General features: G+C 37.6%; 13 protein-coding genes. 4 read left to right on the forward strand and 9 right to left on the reverse strand.

What is annotated here, in order from left to right; all coding sequences use genetic code 11:
- The first annotated feature begins 168 nt into the window (after positions 1-168).
- From abc-f to IGJ90_RS10740, 4 genes are all read left to right on the forward strand, one after another.
- Positions 169-2,115, forward strand: a complete 1,947-nt coding sequence (gene abc-f / locus IGJ90_RS10725) for a ribosomal protection-like ABC-F family protein (RefSeq protein ID WP_002367169.1) — start codon at positions 169-171, stop codon at positions 2,113-2,115.
- 14 nt (positions 2,116-2,129) lie between these two features.
- Positions 2,130-2,762, forward strand: coding sequence for a GntR family transcriptional regulator (locus tag IGJ90_RS10730; protein ID WP_002356525.1), 633 nt, complete (start codon positions 2,130-2,132; stop codon positions 2,760-2,762).
- A gap of 199 nt (positions 2,763-2,961) precedes the next feature.
- The gene (locus IGJ90_RS10735) at positions 2,962-4,152 is read left to right on the forward strand and encodes a quaternary amine ABC transporter ATP-binding protein (RefSeq protein ID WP_438768095.1); all 1,191 of its coding nucleotides are present in this window, start codon (positions 2,962-2,964) and stop codon (positions 4,150-4,152) included.
- Positions 4,145-5,854, forward strand: coding sequence for an ABC transporter permease/substrate binding protein (locus IGJ90_RS10740; protein WP_002367171.1), 1,710 nt, complete (start codon positions 4,145-4,147; stop codon positions 5,852-5,854). Before IGJ90_RS10735 ends, IGJ90_RS10740 begins: the two co-directional genes overlap by 8 nt.
- A 283-nt stretch (positions 5,855-6,137) precedes the next feature.
- Here IGJ90_RS10740 and IGJ90_RS10745 read toward each other — a convergent pair whose 3' ends face one another.
- The 9 genes from IGJ90_RS10745 to IGJ90_RS10785 form a co-directional block, all read right to left on the reverse strand.
- The gene (locus IGJ90_RS10745) at positions 6,138-6,872 is read right to left on the reverse strand and encodes a YcjF family protein (RefSeq protein WP_002384134.1); all 735 of its coding nucleotides are present in this window, start codon (positions 6,870-6,872) and stop codon (positions 6,138-6,140) included.
- Between the two features lie 115 nt (positions 6,873-6,987).
- Positions 6,988-7,893 carry a diacylglycerol/lipid kinase family protein gene (locus IGJ90_RS10750; RefSeq protein WP_438768097.1) on the reverse strand — a complete coding sequence of 302 codons (906 nt, stop codon included), beginning with the start codon at positions 7,891-7,893 and terminating at the stop codon, positions 6,988-6,990.
- 122 nt (positions 7,894-8,015) lie between these two features.
- Positions 8,016-9,029 (reverse strand): CdaR family transcriptional regulator, encoded by a 1,014-nt coding sequence (locus IGJ90_RS10755; RefSeq protein WP_002356518.1) that lies wholly within the window; start codon positions 9,027-9,029, stop codon positions 8,016-8,018.
- A gap of 141 nt (positions 9,030-9,170) precedes the next feature.
- A complete protein-coding gene (locus IGJ90_RS10760) occupies positions 9,171-10,319 on the reverse strand; it encodes a glycerate kinase (RefSeq protein ID WP_002367172.1) in 1,149 nt (382 codons plus the stop codon).
- Positions 10,320-10,340: 21 nt separating this feature from the next.
- On the reverse strand, positions 10,341-11,633 hold the full coding sequence (locus IGJ90_RS10765; protein WP_002359581.1) for a GntP family permease: 1,293 nt from the start codon (positions 11,631-11,633) through the stop codon (positions 10,341-10,343).
- 109 nt (positions 11,634-11,742) lie between these two features.
- Positions 11,743-12,426, reverse strand: coding sequence for a TVP38/TMEM64 family protein (locus IGJ90_RS10770; protein WP_002367173.1), 684 nt, complete (start codon positions 12,424-12,426; stop codon positions 11,743-11,745).
- 149 nt (positions 12,427-12,575) lie between these two features.
- Positions 12,576-13,649, reverse strand: coding sequence for an ABC transporter substrate-binding protein (locus IGJ90_RS10775; protein ID WP_002367174.1), 1,074 nt, complete (start codon positions 13,647-13,649; stop codon positions 12,576-12,578).
- Positions 13,646-14,482, reverse strand: coding sequence for an ABC transporter permease (locus IGJ90_RS10780; RefSeq protein ID WP_002356512.1), 837 nt, complete (start codon positions 14,480-14,482; stop codon positions 13,646-13,648). The genes IGJ90_RS10775 and IGJ90_RS10780 overlap by 4 nt, the downstream gene beginning before the upstream one ends.
- Entirely contained in the window at positions 14,482-15,288 is an 807-nt protein-coding gene (locus IGJ90_RS10785) for an ABC transporter permease (RefSeq protein WP_002367175.1), read from the reverse strand. Before IGJ90_RS10785 ends, IGJ90_RS10780 begins: the two co-directional genes overlap by 1 nt.
- Between the last annotated feature and the right edge of the window lie 17 nt (positions 15,289-15,305).

Genomic DNA, 15,305 nt, shown 5'->3' on the forward strand with positions numbered 1-15,305 from the left:
ATAGCAGTTTTTCACAATAAAAAGCAATTCTATGGCTCAAAAATAGCATTTTTCTTCAAAAGTTTGTGATAAAAGGTATAAACCTTCACAAAGCATTTTTTGATACGTGCTATTTTAGCAGATTTTATGCTACACTAAGGGCAATGAATTTAGAAATGAGGACTACTGATGATTTTATTACAAGCAAATCAAGTTGCCCGGCATTTTGGCTCGGAAACATTGTTTGAAAACATACATTTAGAAATTGCAACAAAAAGTCGGATTGCCTTAGTTGGTCGTAATGGTGCTGGAAAATCGACTTTTTTAAAAATCATTGCAGGCATTGATGCTCCCGATAGCGGAACCATTGCCAAAAATAAAACTGCTACGTTAGGTTATTTAGCTCAAAATACCGGCTTAGAATCAGATAAAACCGTTTGGGAAGAAATGACAAAAGCCTTTGCTGACATCCTAGAAATGGAACAGCGTATGCGAGAATTAGAAACCAAAATTAGTGAAATGGAGCCAACCACTTCCGTTTATGAAGGAATTTTAAAAGAGTACGATCAATTGCAACATACGTTTTCTGAAAAAAATGGCTACGGCTATGAAAATGAAATTCGTTCAGTCCTTCACGGCTTTGGCTTTGATGAATCCTTTTACACGAAAGATATTCAAACCTTATCTGGTGGTCAAAAAACCCGACTTGCATTAGCGAGAATGCTTTTACAAAAACCAGACATTTTAATTCTGGACGAGCCTACAAACCACTTAGATATCGAGACGCTTTCTTGGCTGGAATCTTATTTGCCAAGTTATGCCGGCGCACTATTGATTGTTTCCCACGATCGTTATTTTTTAGATAAGGTAGTTAATGAAGTTTATGAACTGAGCCGCAAAAAAATGACTCACTACAAAGGAAACTATTCCAAATACTTGGAGTTAAAAGCAGAACAATTAGCCAGTGAATGGAAAGCGTATGAAAAGCAACAAGAAGAGATCAATAAGTTAGAAGATTTCGTTGCCAAAAATCTGGTTCGTGCATCTACAACGAAACGTGCGCAAAGTCGCCGAAAAGTATTAGAAAAAATGGATCGTTTAGACCGACCTCAAGGAGATGAAAAATCGGCGCATTTTCTTTTCGATAGTGAAAAAGTCTCGGGAAATGTTGTTTTACAAGTCGAAGATGCCGCCATTGGTTACGACCAAGAACATGTTTTATCCGAACCTATTCACTTGGATATTCGTCGCAAAGAAGCCATTGCCTTAGTCGGACCGAACGGAATTGGTAAATCCACTCTCTTGAAATCAATTATTGACCGCATTCCTTTCATTAAAGGAAGTAAAACTTTTGGCACCAATGTTTCTGTAGGTTACTATGACCAAGAGCAAGCCAATTTACATGGCAATAAAACGGTCTTAGCGGAATTATGGGATGAACACCCAACCACACCTGAAAAAGAGATTCGAAGTATTTTAGGCGGCTTTCTCTTCAGTGGAGATGATGTTGAAAAAACGATTCCTTTATTAAGCGGTGGTGAAAAAGCACGTGTGGCATTAGCAAAATTAGCGATGGATCGTGACAATTTCTTGATTCTCGATGAGCCAACCAACCACTTGGATATTGATAATAAAGAAGTTTTAGAAAATGCGCTGATTGATTATGAAGGAACCATCCTCTTCGTTTCCCATGACCGTTACTTTATCAATCGAATTGCAACAAAAGTTGTTGAGCTTTCTGAAAAAGGCAGCAAACTTTATTTAGGCGACTATGATTATTATTTAGAAAAGAAACAAGAGGAAGAAGAAATCGCTGCCCTCTTAGCTAATGAAGAAGCGGCGAAAAAAACCGAACCAGTTACAGCCAAAAATACCTTTTATCAAAACAAGGAGCAACAAAAATTACTCCGTACTTTGCAAAGAAAAATAACACAAGTCGAAGAAAATCTTGCTCAGTTAGATACGACAATTGCACAATTAGAAGCACAAATGAGTCAACCAGACATTCTAGAAAATCATGTTGAATTGCTGGCTTTAAACCAACAATTAGATGACGCTCGTCAGCAACAAGATGAACTACTTGAGCAATGGGAAAATTTCAGTTTAGAATTAGAAGAAATGGAAAATAACAATTAACGGAGGGATTCACTATGGCTTCCAAAAAAATCAGTTTAACGAAGCCCAAATATCAACAAATCGCCGTTGATGTTGCGGAAAAAATTGCAGAAGGCAAATTACATGTTGGAGATAAAATCCATGCCCGTTCCACCCTAGCTAACCAATACCAAGTGTCGCCAGAAACAGCTCGCAAAGCCATTATCGTTTTAGTTGATTTAGAAATCGTTAAAGCCAAACACGGCAGCGGCTTCTATGTGGCATCAAAAGAAAAAGCGCAGGACTTTGTGACACAATATCAAGACGTTCAAACGATTGCTGAAATTAAAGAAGAATTGCTAGATAGCGTAGCGAAACAAAAAGAAGAACTTACTCATTTTTCTAGCATTCTAGATACTCTTGTTGAACAAACAAAGCGTTTTGATTCTTTCAATCCAATGAATCCTTATTCATTAGTTTTAACAGAAGAAGCTGCTTATCTTGAGGCGACGATTAGCGAAATGAATTTTTGGCAAAACACTTCGGCAACGATTATCGCCATCAAACACAAAGAAGAGCTTCTGGTCTCACCTGGTCCATATGCAAAGATTTCGTTGAACGACACACTTTATTTTGTTGGACATGACGAATCAACCTTACAACGAGTGCAGAATTTCTTTTATCCTTAAACAAAAAAGTGACTACTTATCTTGCGGTAAATAGTCACTTTTTTTATTTATTATTTCTATTTTTCATAAAAAACCACTATAAAACCTAGTTAAAATACTGTTTTTCTTCATTTTCAGAAAGATTTTCATCTAATTTGACAAAGTGACAACTTTATAGTAGTCTGATGTAGTCACTTTTTTAATGAGGAGGAACAATGATTTGCCAAAAGTAAAAGTAAATCACCTTACCAAGATCTTTGGTAAGAAAACCAAACCGGCACTTGAAATGATTCGTGCCAACAAAAGCAAAACAGAAATTTTAGAAAAAACGGGTGCCACAGTCGGTGTTTATGATGTAAATTTCGAAGTTGAAGAAGGCGAAATTTTCGTTATTATGGGGTTATCAGGAAGTGGGAAATCAACATTAATTCGTTTATTAAATCGTTTGATTGAACCAACTTCAGGAAATATTTATATTGATGGACAAGATATTTCTTCTTTAGATAAAGAAGGATTACGTGGAGTACGTCGAAATAAAATGAGCATGGTTTTCCAAAACTTTGGTCTTTTCCCCCATCGAACTATCTTAGAAAATACGGAATATGGTTTAGAAATTCGTGGTGTTCCTAAAGAAGAACGCCAAGCAAAAGCTGAAAAAGCCTTAGAAAATTCTAGCTTAATTGCTTTTAAAGACCAATTACCAAGTCAATTATCTGGTGGGATGCAACAACGTGTCGGCCTTGCTCGTGCCTTGGCTAACGATCCAGAAATTTTATTAATGGACGAAGCGTTCTCTGCTCTTGATCCGTTAATTCGTCGTGAAATGCAAGACGAACTATTAGATTTACAAGAAAATGTCAAAAAAACCATTATCTTTATCACACATGATTTGAATGAAGCTTTACGAATCGGCGACCGGATTGCTTTGATGAAAGATGGTCAAATTATGCAAATTGGGACTGGAGAAGAAATTTTAACCAACCCAGCCAACGAATATGTGCGAACCTTCGTGGAAGATGTGGATCGTTCAAAAGTCTTAACTGCCCAAAATATTATGGTACCTGCTTTAACTACTAACATTGAAATTGATGGCCCAACTGTTGCTTTAAAACGGATGCGTCAAGAAGAAGTGAGTATGTTACTTGCCGTGGATAAAAAACGCCAACTAAAAGGCGTTGTACGCGCAGAAAAAGCTTTAGAAGCGCGTAAAAACGGGACTTCTCTTGTAGAATGTGTGGATCCAGAAATTCAAACAATCGACAAAGATATGTTAGTGAATGATATTTTTCCACTGATTTATGATGCACAAACGCCTCTTGCTGTGACTGATAACGGCAAACTATTAGGCGTGGTCATCCGTGGTAGCGTACTTGAAGCACTTGCAGAAACAGAGGTGAACGAACATGAATAAGTATCAATTACCTGTCGCGTCTTGGGTTGAAAGTTTTACTGATTGGTTAACTTCAACATTTGCTGGATTATTCAGCTTTTTACAAACAATTGGTCAAAGTGTAATGGACAACATTACTGCCTTACTAACAGCCGTACCACCACTTGTGCTGATCGTGCTATTAACGATTGCTGCTTTCTTTATTTCTAATAAAAAAATTGGCTTAAGTTTATTCACGTTTATCGGCTTAATGTTTATCTATAATCAAAACTTATGGAACGATTTAATGAGTACCGTTACGTTAGTTTTACTTTCTAGTGTTATTTCCATTATCATTGGTGTGCCACTAGGGATTTTAATGGCGAAAAGTGAAAAAGCCAAGAGTATTATTACACCGATTTTGGACTTCATGCAAACAATGCCTGGTTTCGTTTACTTGATTCCAGCCGTTGCATTCTTCGGAATTGGTATGGTTCCTGGGGTCTTCGCCTCTGTTATCTTCGCTTTACCACCAACCGTTCGCTTTACGAACTTAGGAATTCGACAAGTGCCAAATGAACTTGTTGAAGCAGCTGATTCTTACGGTAGTACTGGATGGCAAAAATTATTCAAATTAGAATTACCTTTAGCCAAAAACACGATTATGGCTGGTGTTAACCAAACAACCATGCTAGCTCTATCAATGGTAGTTATTGCTTCAATGATTGGTGCGCCTGGATTAGGACGTGGCGTCCTTTCCGCTTTACAACGTGCACAAGTCGGGAACGGTTTCGTAAATGGTGTGGCTTTAGTTATTTTAGCGATTATCATTGACCGTTTTACTCAACATTTAAATAATAAAAAAGCAGCCCCTAAAGCAGCTGGTGCCACCTCTAAAAAGAAAAAATATGGGATTATTGCAGCGGTTGTTGTAATTGTCGCTGGCTTAGTTGGTGCTTCAATTTTTACAACAACAAATGATAAGCAAATTTCCCTTTCTTATGTGGAATGGGATACCGAAGTAGCCTCCACACATGTGGTTGCCGAAGTCTTAAAAGATATGGGATATGATGTTAAAACGACTCCTTTAGATAACGCAATTATGTGGGAATCTGTAGCTAAAGGTGAAACAGATGCCATGGTTGGTGCGTGGCTGCCAGGAACTCACGCAGAGCAATATAAACAATATAAAGATAAATTAGACGACCTTGGTGAAAACCTTAAAGGTGCGAAGCTAGGAATTGTCGTCCCTTCTTATATGGATGTTGATACTATCGAAGATTTATCTGATCAAGCTGGGAAAAAGATTACTGGAATTGAACCTGGGGCTGGTGTTGTTGCAGCAGCAGAGAAAACTAAAGAAGCTTATCCTAATTTGAAAGATTGGTCTGTTGAAACTTCTTCATCAGGTGCCATGACTGTCGCCTTAGGACAAGCAATTAAAAACAACGAAGACATCGTTATTACTGGCTGGTCTCCTCACTGGATGTTTGCAAAATATGATTTAAAATATTTAGCTGATCCAAAAGGCACTATGGGCGGCGAAGAAGCGATTCACACAATGGCTCGCCAAGGCCTAAAAGAAGATCAACCAGAAGCTTACAAAGTGTTAGATAATTTCCATTGGACAACTAAGGATATGGAATCTGTCATGTTAGAAATTAACGAAGGCAAAGACCCACAAGAAGCTGCACGCGATTGGGTTGATTCACATAAAGACCAAGTAGCAGAATGGAAAAAATAATTCTTAACAAATGACTTCCCCATCTATTAAAAGAGGACGTTGAACAAATTGTTCAACGCCCTCTTTTTTCGCAAAAAAAACCACTCAGTTGGGTAGACTGAGTGGAAAGGAGTTATTTTTACTTGAGGAGTAAAAATGAAAAGTGTTTATGTTGGGTGTTTTGTTGGTATGCTTATATATTAACGAGAACCTGTGAATAATTTGTGACGAAAACCTTGGAAATTTGCTACGAATTACTTAAAAAAGTTTAAATGTGTCTCACCCTAGTTAATCAATACAGCGATTATTTCTTTTTAGCATTTTGGATGGCTTTAAATAATGTTGAAAATTGTCCTTTGAAAGACATCACATCATCAAAGATATCAACACCATCGTTTAACATTTTGACGGTAACCCAGCCAAGCGCTTCCGTAATTGCTACTGCAACTGAAGCATTGACCATGCCACCAGTCACAGTTCCGACAACAGGAATCACTTTTAGAATATTTCCGACTGCGCTCTTACCTAAACTAACCACTACTAATTCTTTGGTTAAACTTTTCCCTAAGCTTTCAGACCAAGACTGACCAAAAATTTTATGCAGCCGTGACATCATAGTTAATTGAACAGGTACCAGTAAAAAAGCATCCGAAAACGGAATTGGCGAAAACCCAATAATTGCTGCTGACAATGCAGCAAAATGAATCGTTTGATGACTTTTCTTTTTCACGTCAGGTGAAACACCAGCCAAAAATTCATCAAATACTTTGTCGAGTTGTGTTTGACTGTTCGTCACTAATTGTTCTGCTTTACCTTTAGAAGTTGCGAAAGCATTCATTATGGCCGTAGACGTTTTTTGTGGAAATTTTTTCAAGACATCTTGAAAAAAAGAACGAAATTCTGGGTCTTCGATTTCTTCATTCAATTGCTTAGTTTCTTGTTCTGCTAATTCTTGTTTTTCAATCTCTTCAAAAAGTTCTTGTTTCTTTTTGTTTTTATGTTTTTTTCTTCTCATCTCATTAACTCCCTTATCTATCAATATGTAGAAACAAAGTATAGCATAGCCTCTGATTGATTCTCTTTTAGATGATTTGAAAAGCCAGAACTTATCTGTTTTTTAAACAAATAGAAATGTTCTAGCTTTTCTCAAAAAATCAGCTATTTTTTTGTTCTTCACCGCAATACACCGTCAAGTGTTTAGGTAAAATTTCCAGCGTAATTGGCAAAGCAGCTCCTTCATCACCATCCACATTAGTGGTTAATTCTTCTTGGTTTTCTAAGGAGATTGTTCCTTCTTTAAAGGTTAGGTAAACTAAATTATCAGTGGACTGGTCGACGCCTTTTAACAAATCTGGGACTGCTTTTACTGCATCCCACAATGATTGATCTTTTAAATAAACTAAATGAAGTTTGCCATCATCCACTTGGGCCTCTGGTAATAATGTTTCAAACCCACCGATTGAATTTGTTAAGCCAACTAAAACGGTACTACTTTCAATGGTTTGTTCTTTTTGATCCAATCTTAAATGAAAAGGATACGTTTGAGCATTCGCTAAATGTTTGGCACCTGAAATAAAATAAGCGAGTTTTCCTAACTTCGTTTTTTGTTCAACGTCCACGTCGTTAATTGACTCTGGAATCGTCCCAATCGCAACGACATTCATAAAGTAGTCGTCATTGATTTTCCCCACATCTAAAGCACTGGTTTTTTCTAAATCTAATTGTTGAATCGCTTCTTCAGGGTCCATCGGTAAATTCAAGGCTCGCGCTAAATCGTTCACCGTTCCTAAAGGAAAAAAGCCAAATTTTGGGCGGTAAGCTTGTTCTGCCAACCCGCTAATTCCTTCATTAACGGTTCCATCTCCCCCCATTACGAAAACACTGTCGAAGTGACTTTCCGCAGCTTCACGGGCAAATTGTTCTGCATCGCCGCCTTTTTCTGTTTGTTTCACTACAACTTCATCAAATAACTGCTTTAATTTTTCTTCTGCTAACGTTTCAAATTCTTTGGCTTTTTCACCACCAGAACTGGGGTTAACAATTAAAACTGCTTTTTTCACTGGCACCACTCCTCATTGATATCTAAATCGTTTGATTCCTTACAATTATTATAAAAGATATTTTTGATTCTGGCGAAAAATATGCTGACACTTGCTTAACAAACAAGCATTCCTGCTCCTCACTACTTTTCAAAACGTTCTTTAAAGCAATAGGCAAAATAATAGAACAATTTCCAAAAATCTTGCCAAACTTTTGGATCCATCCCCGTCAATTCATGAATTCGTTTCAAGCGGTAATTCAATGTATTTCGATGGATATGTAATACTTGTGAGGTTTCATTGATGTTTAAGTTATGATTGGCGAAAAAAATAACGGTTTCATAGTATTCATCATAAATCGTCTGGATGGTTTCAAAAAAATCCAATTCAATATGAAAAGGAAAATTAAAAATGCCTTGAATGAAAAAATCTTCTGCTTGGTAAAACTTAGCCTTTTCTAATTGAAGAAACGATAGAAGTAAATACGTGTTTTGTGCCTCTTGGACCATTTGTTGAATCGTGGCTTTTTCCGAACTTATCACAAGGTATTCTGTTACTGGCTTTGTTATCTGAGGTGGTTCAGAAGTAATCACCAGATAACAATTTTCCCATTCAAATATTTCATGGCCAGGATAATAACTGGATAATAAGCGCTTGTCCTTGGTCAGTACACAATGATTCTGGTCATCTAATTGAAGGTTATATAGTTCCAACGCTTCAAGTTTTAAGGCTTCTGAGTAAGCAGAATCAACATGCATTAAGTGCTGGATAAACTGATTTTTTTGTTTTTTCTTTTTTTCGCGTTCTTGTTGTGTATTTAATTCTTCTGTCAGTAAAAGAACAATCGAGCGCACAAGCTTGGTAAATTTGCGCACCTCGTCTGGTTCTCCTGAAATGCCTACGACACCTAAAATGTGATCATTCAAAATAATCGGTTCATTGGTGCCTTTTTTCTCTAAAGAAGTATCTTTATAAATTTCAATATTTTTTCGTTCATTGATGGCTCTTTCTGCGCCACGATGGCGCTCCCCAATTCGAGCAGAATCTCCACTCGCAATAATTTTTCCTCGTTCATCCATAATATTGATGTTATAAGGAATATCCGCCATTAACTTTTCAACAATTTTATTTGCTTGGATTTTGTCTAATTTTAACATTGCTATCGCCAACTTTCTAAAAAGCGAGTAGCGTTTGGGACATAAGCCGCAATGACTTATGTCCCAAACGCTTAATTCTTCAGATCAACGACTGAACATTTTTATTTCAGCTTTCATTACTGATGATACCATGGTTAGTTCTTAGTCACAAGGCACCAGCTGTAATGTACGAGCAATATTTTCAACGGTTCTTTCTAAGTTAACTGGTCCATTTTTCAATGCTGCTTCCAATGGTTCGGCTTTGGCCAAAATTCCAAAAATAGCCGTCATCCCTTCTTCATAGAGGACATCCACATCTTTGCCGATATAGCCAGCACAAGCGAAAACCGGTTTTTGATACTTCTTGGCCAAACGTGAGACGCCATAAGGGGCTTTGCCAAATTTTGTTTGAAAATCCATACCGCCTTCACCAGTAAAGACATAATCAGCGGCTTTTATTTTTTCTTCTAATTGATTCACTTCTACGACAATATCAATTCCTGGGCGTAACTGAGCTTTTGTGAATGCTAGTAACCCTGCACCCAAACCGCCAGCGGCTCCTGCGCCTGGCATCATCTCAACATCAATGCCGATCTCTTTTTTGATGATCGCTGCATAATGGGCTAAGTTTTTATCTAATTGAGCCACCATTTCTTCTGTCGCACCTTTTTGCGGGCCAAAGACATGAGACGCCCCTGTTGGCCCTGTTAGTGGGTTATTCACATCACTTGCTACTAGAACTTCGGTAGCAAAAATGCGTTGATCAAACTGTGTTAAATCGATCTGCGCCAGTTTATCTAATGCACCACCGCCACGTGTCAATTCTTGCCCTTCCTTGTCTAACAAACGCGCACCAAGTGCCTGAATCATACCTGCACCCCCATCATTTGTCACGCTACCACCAATGCCGATAATGATTTTTTTTGCCCCATGATTGAGCGCATGTTGAATCATTTCTCCTGTACCATAAGTAGAAGTGATCAAGGGATTACGTTCTGCTGCTTTGACCAATTCAATTCCGTTGGCTTTCGCCATTTCAATGACCACCGTTTCTTGGTCACCTAATAAGCCGTAATAGGTTTCAACGATTTGATCAGGAAGCGGTCCTGCCACACGCACTGGTACTCTTGTGCCTCCTGTTGCATCCACTAAGGAATCCACCGTTCCTTCCCCACCGTCTGCCATCGGGACGTGTTGAATGTCTGCATCTTTAAATACAGCTAAAATCCCTTTTTCCATTGCCAGACAGGCTTCTTTTGCACTCATACTTTCTTTAAATGAGTCTGGAGCCAAAACAAATTTTTTCGTCATCTTTTCGCGCCTACTTTCCAACTAGTTTAAAATAAAGCCATATAAAATGGTTGCAACAATCGTCATTACCCCACCGACACACATTTCATAAGGAATCACTCGAATTCTTTCTTTAATCGTCATATTCATACTTTGTGCCGTAATATGGAAATAATTGCCTTGAGGAACACTATCAATCACAGTTGCCCCAGTATGCACCATGACTGCTGCTGAAAGTGAAGATGTGCCCATATCTAAAATCGCTGGTCCAAAAGAACCTGTCGCTAAAATAACCGCTGTGGATGTTGAACCAACTGCTAAGCCCATTAAAATACCAGAAATCGGTGCCAAGAAGGTTCCAGAAATTCCCATAACAGAAATTAAGTGGACAATTTGTGTTGATAAATCAGAAACAGAAATTAATCCAGCAATTGCACCTGCACCAATTAAAATTAAAACGGTATCGGTTACTCTCTTCAAGCCAGAAGATGCATAAAAGGCCAGTTGTTTTGTTTGCCCAATCGCAATTGTCCCAACAACTGAAGCGAACGGCAAAATATACAGAGCATCAATATTCAAACTTTTGATGAAAGAAATATTTAAAACGGCGCCAATCGGATTAAGTAATAATAAGACAATCGCTAACACTGGCGCGATTAACGCCTTTTTCAAAGGTAATAATTCTTTTGTTTGTTCCTCCACAAGATCCGTTTCTTTGACCATTGATCCTTTACTTCTCATAATATTTGCAAGAACAACAGCTGTAATTAAGCCAAATACGGCTGGAATAAAGCCAGCAATCATAACGTCACTTAGAGGTAAATCAAAGCCGTTCGCCGCTGCAATAGTATTTGGATTAGGCGAAATAATATTGCCCGCTTTGCCGCCACCTGATAAGGCAATCAATAATGATAACTTACTGATACCCGTACTTTTCCCAACAGATAGAGCAATCGGGGCAACAATCAACACTGCAACAGGAATGAATACGCCCACTGCTGTAATTACCATTGTGGATAATGCCAAAGATAAAATAGCTTTTTTCTCGCCAAGCTTTTGTACAATGGCGTTGGCAATTGATTCTGCCGCACCAGATTCCATCATCACACCCGCCAACATGCCGGCTGCTAAGACACGGATTGCGGTTCCCATAATACTTTGTGTTCCGTTTAATAGAACAGCGACTGTATCTGACAGGGAAGCGCCTCCAATAAGACAACCAACAATTGCACCAAAAAACAAGGAATACACAGGATTAAATTTTTTCAAAATTAATACTATCGCTACAACTAATCCTAAAATTGCAGCAACCCAAGATATTGTAATATCTGGCATTCAAAATCAGCTCCTTAAATTGTTTACGCTTTCATTTTATCAAAGTCCTTTCTTTTTAAAATTGTAAATTTAACAGGATTTATTGTTCAAATGCACAAAAAAACCGTTCTTAAAGAACAGTTTTTTGAAATTTTTTTCTATCTTTCTCAATAATGACCACCAAGCCAACGAACAAAAGAACACTCACAATTAACAATACTGCCGTTTTATTATATCCATGAAAGAGCGCTTCGCCTCCACATGCGTAAAGTATTGAGGAAGGAATTACACCAATGAATATAGCGGCTATTAAATTTTTTAATGGCAACTGCATAGTATCTGCAGCAAAATTAATCACAGAAGAAGGAATAATTGGAATCATGTAGCCCACCATAATCCCAATTTTTGGATGCTTCATCCGTCGAATGGATTGGACCCAATGATTGGTCTCCGTTTTTCTATCTAAAAATTTTATATGATGCATCAAAAAGATTGCAACTAAATTTCCCAAACTATTCCCTAAAACATTAATGAGTGTGCCGCTGAAGGGACCAAAACTCAATCCTGCAATCACACCAATTACCGAGGTTGGAATCCCTGGTACTGCACACATGATCGCGGTCAAAAAAACTAACAACAGCGCTGCTGAAAAACCATGTGAACGAATTCGCTCTAATAATTGTGTCTTACTGGCTTTAGGATTCAAAAATAATTGAATATCTGTTTGATATTCTAGATACAAACGGTAACCTACCAGTAGGATTAAAATAAGCCCGCTACTGATTAGTAGTATTCGGATTGTTTTCCTTTTCATTTTCTTTGCTCCTTTTATGCTTTATACAAAGTGTAGCACAGGATTCTTTGTGCCTCAATTAGAAGCTTGTATGAATAAAAGCCGCCCCTAAAAGTTAGACTAAAAATCTAACTTTTAGGGGCGGCTCGAAAGTTACGAAGGTACTTTTTTTATTTCCGATACATCTTAAACTCCAAGAACAGATCGTTATAAATTCCTAAGTATTCTTGACCTAAATCTTGGTAAACTTCTAAATGTTTGATGGTTTCATCATCTGGATAAAATTGTTTATCTTCAGCAACTTCTTTTGGTAATAGTTTTTTAGCTTCTTTATTTGGTGTGGAATAACCAATATATTCTGCGTTTTGTGCCGCATTTTCTGGTCGTAACATAAAGTTCATAAATGCATAGGCACCCTCTTTATTTTTGGCTGTCTTAGGCATCACAATGTTATCAAACCAGAGATTAGAGCCTTCACTGGGAATCACATAATGTAGATGTTCATTGTTTTCTAGCATTTCAGCAGCTTCACCAGAGAAAGTTACAGCAACTGCACTTTCTTCATTAGCCATGTACATTTTGATTTCATCGGCAACAATTGCTTTGACATTGTTCGTTAATCGGTTTAACTTATCGGTAGCCTGACGTAATTGTTGGTCGTTTTTACTGTTTAACGAATAGCCTAAACTGTTCAAAGATAATCCTAACACTTCGCGAGCGCCATCAATCAGCATGACATTATTTTTTAATTCCGGGCGCCATAAATCATCCCAATGTTGGATCTGACGGCCGTCAATAAATTTATCATTATAAATAATCCCCAACGTGCCCCAGAAGTATGGAACGGAAAACTTATTTTGGGGATCGAAGGATTGATCTAAAAAGCGTGCATCAATGTTTTCTAAGCCTTTTAATTTGCTGTGATCAAGTGGTAAAAGCATCTTTGCTTTCATCATTTTTTGAATCATATATTCAGAAGGAATGGCAATATCATAGGCTGTGCCACCTTGCTGAATTTTTGTATACATAGCTTCATTAGAATCAAAGGTTTCGTAATTGACTTTATAGCCTGTTTCTTTTTCAAATTTCTTAATCAAGGCTGGATCTATATAGTCCCCCCAATTGTAAATGGTCAAGGTATCTGCTCCTGCCATGCCACTTGCTTTCTCCAATTGGCGCACGCCAAAAAACAAGATGACAATAATAGCGATAATTCCAATAAAAAGTGACTGTAATTTTTTCATTTTAACTTGGCCACCTCACTTTGTTCCCGACGCATTTTCTTTAAACGTTTTGGCGTATTGTCTTTACTGATAAAGTAATAACCGACAACTAGAATCATTGAGAATAGGAATACTAACGCACTTAAGGCATTGATTTCTAAACTAATTCCCTGACGTGCTCGTGAATAAATTTCAACAGATAATGTTGAAAAACCATTGCCTGTCACAAAGAATGTTACGGCAAAATCGTCCAACGAATAAGTAAAGGCCATAAAGTAGCCAGCAATAATTCCTGGCGCTAAAAAAGGCAAAATAATATTTTTAATCACTTGAACATTATTGGCCCCTAAATCCCGTGCCGCATCTACCATAGAATCGTTCATCTCTTGTAGTTTTGGTAAAACCATTAAAACAACAATCGGAATACTAAAGGCAATATGCGACAATAATACACTTGTAAAACCTAAACTGATAAACCCTACTGCCGTGAAGAAAATTAAGAAACTGGCTCCAATAATAACATCTGGTGAAACGAGTAAAATGTTATTAAAGCTAAGCAACGTGTTCCGGTTTTTACGACGTTTTGTATAATAAATCCCCATCGCGCCAAATGTTCCAATGATGGTTGCTATTAAAGCCGATAAGAAAGCTAGCAAAAACGTATTCAGAACAATGGTTAACAAGCGTGTGTCTTCGAAAACGTTCCGATAATTATCTAACGTAAAACCAGTAAACTGATTCATCGTTTGCGTGTCGTTAAACGAATAAAAAATCAAATAAAAGATTGGTGCGTACAGTAGCGCAAAGACAACGAATAAATACACATAAGACCATTTAAACTTTTTCTTTTGCATTATTTGCCACGCCCTTTCTTCTTCTCACCCGTCAGCAACATCACAATAAACATGGCAACAATTAAAATCACACCTATTGTTGAACCCATGCCCCAGTTTTGCGTTACTAAGAAGTGTTCCTCAATCGCCGTTCCCAACGTAATCACCCGATTGCCGCCAATTAAACGCGTTAACATAAAGAGCGAGAGCGAAGGAATAAAGACAGCTTGAACGCCACTTTTCACACCGTTTAGGGAGAGAGGAAAAATGACACGACGGAACGTTTCCGCACTGCTAGCTCCTAAGTCCCGACTAGCACTAATCAATGAAGGATTCATCTCTTCTAAGGCATTAAAAATCGGCATAATCATAAATGGAATTTCAATATACGTTGCGACAAATAAAAAACTGAAATCTGTAAACAGAATCTGGTGCGAACCCAAACCCATAAAACTCATAAACTGATTGATACTCCCATGAATACTGAAAATCCCAATAAAGGCATAAGCTTTTAATAATAAATTCACCCACGTTGGTAAAATAACAAGCATTAACCACAACTGTTTATGCTTGAGCTTTGTCAAAAAATAAGCCGTAGGATAACTTACCAATAACGTAAAAATGGTAATCAGAAAAGCATACCAAACCGAATTAATGGTCATACTTAAATACGTTCCTGATGTAAAATACGTTTGGTAATTCGCCAAAGTAAACTGGCCATTCATATCGAAAAATGATTGATAAATAATCATTAGCACTGGCGCAATGACGAATAAAAGTAACCACATTACATAGGGAATCGAATAAATTCGACGCATTGTTTTCATTTTATTTTCCCCTTTCG

Source organism: Enterococcus sp. AZ129 (assembly GCF_051714505.1).
Taxonomy (GTDB): domain Bacteria; phylum Bacillota; class Bacilli; order Lactobacillales; family Enterococcaceae; genus Enterococcus; species Enterococcus faecalis.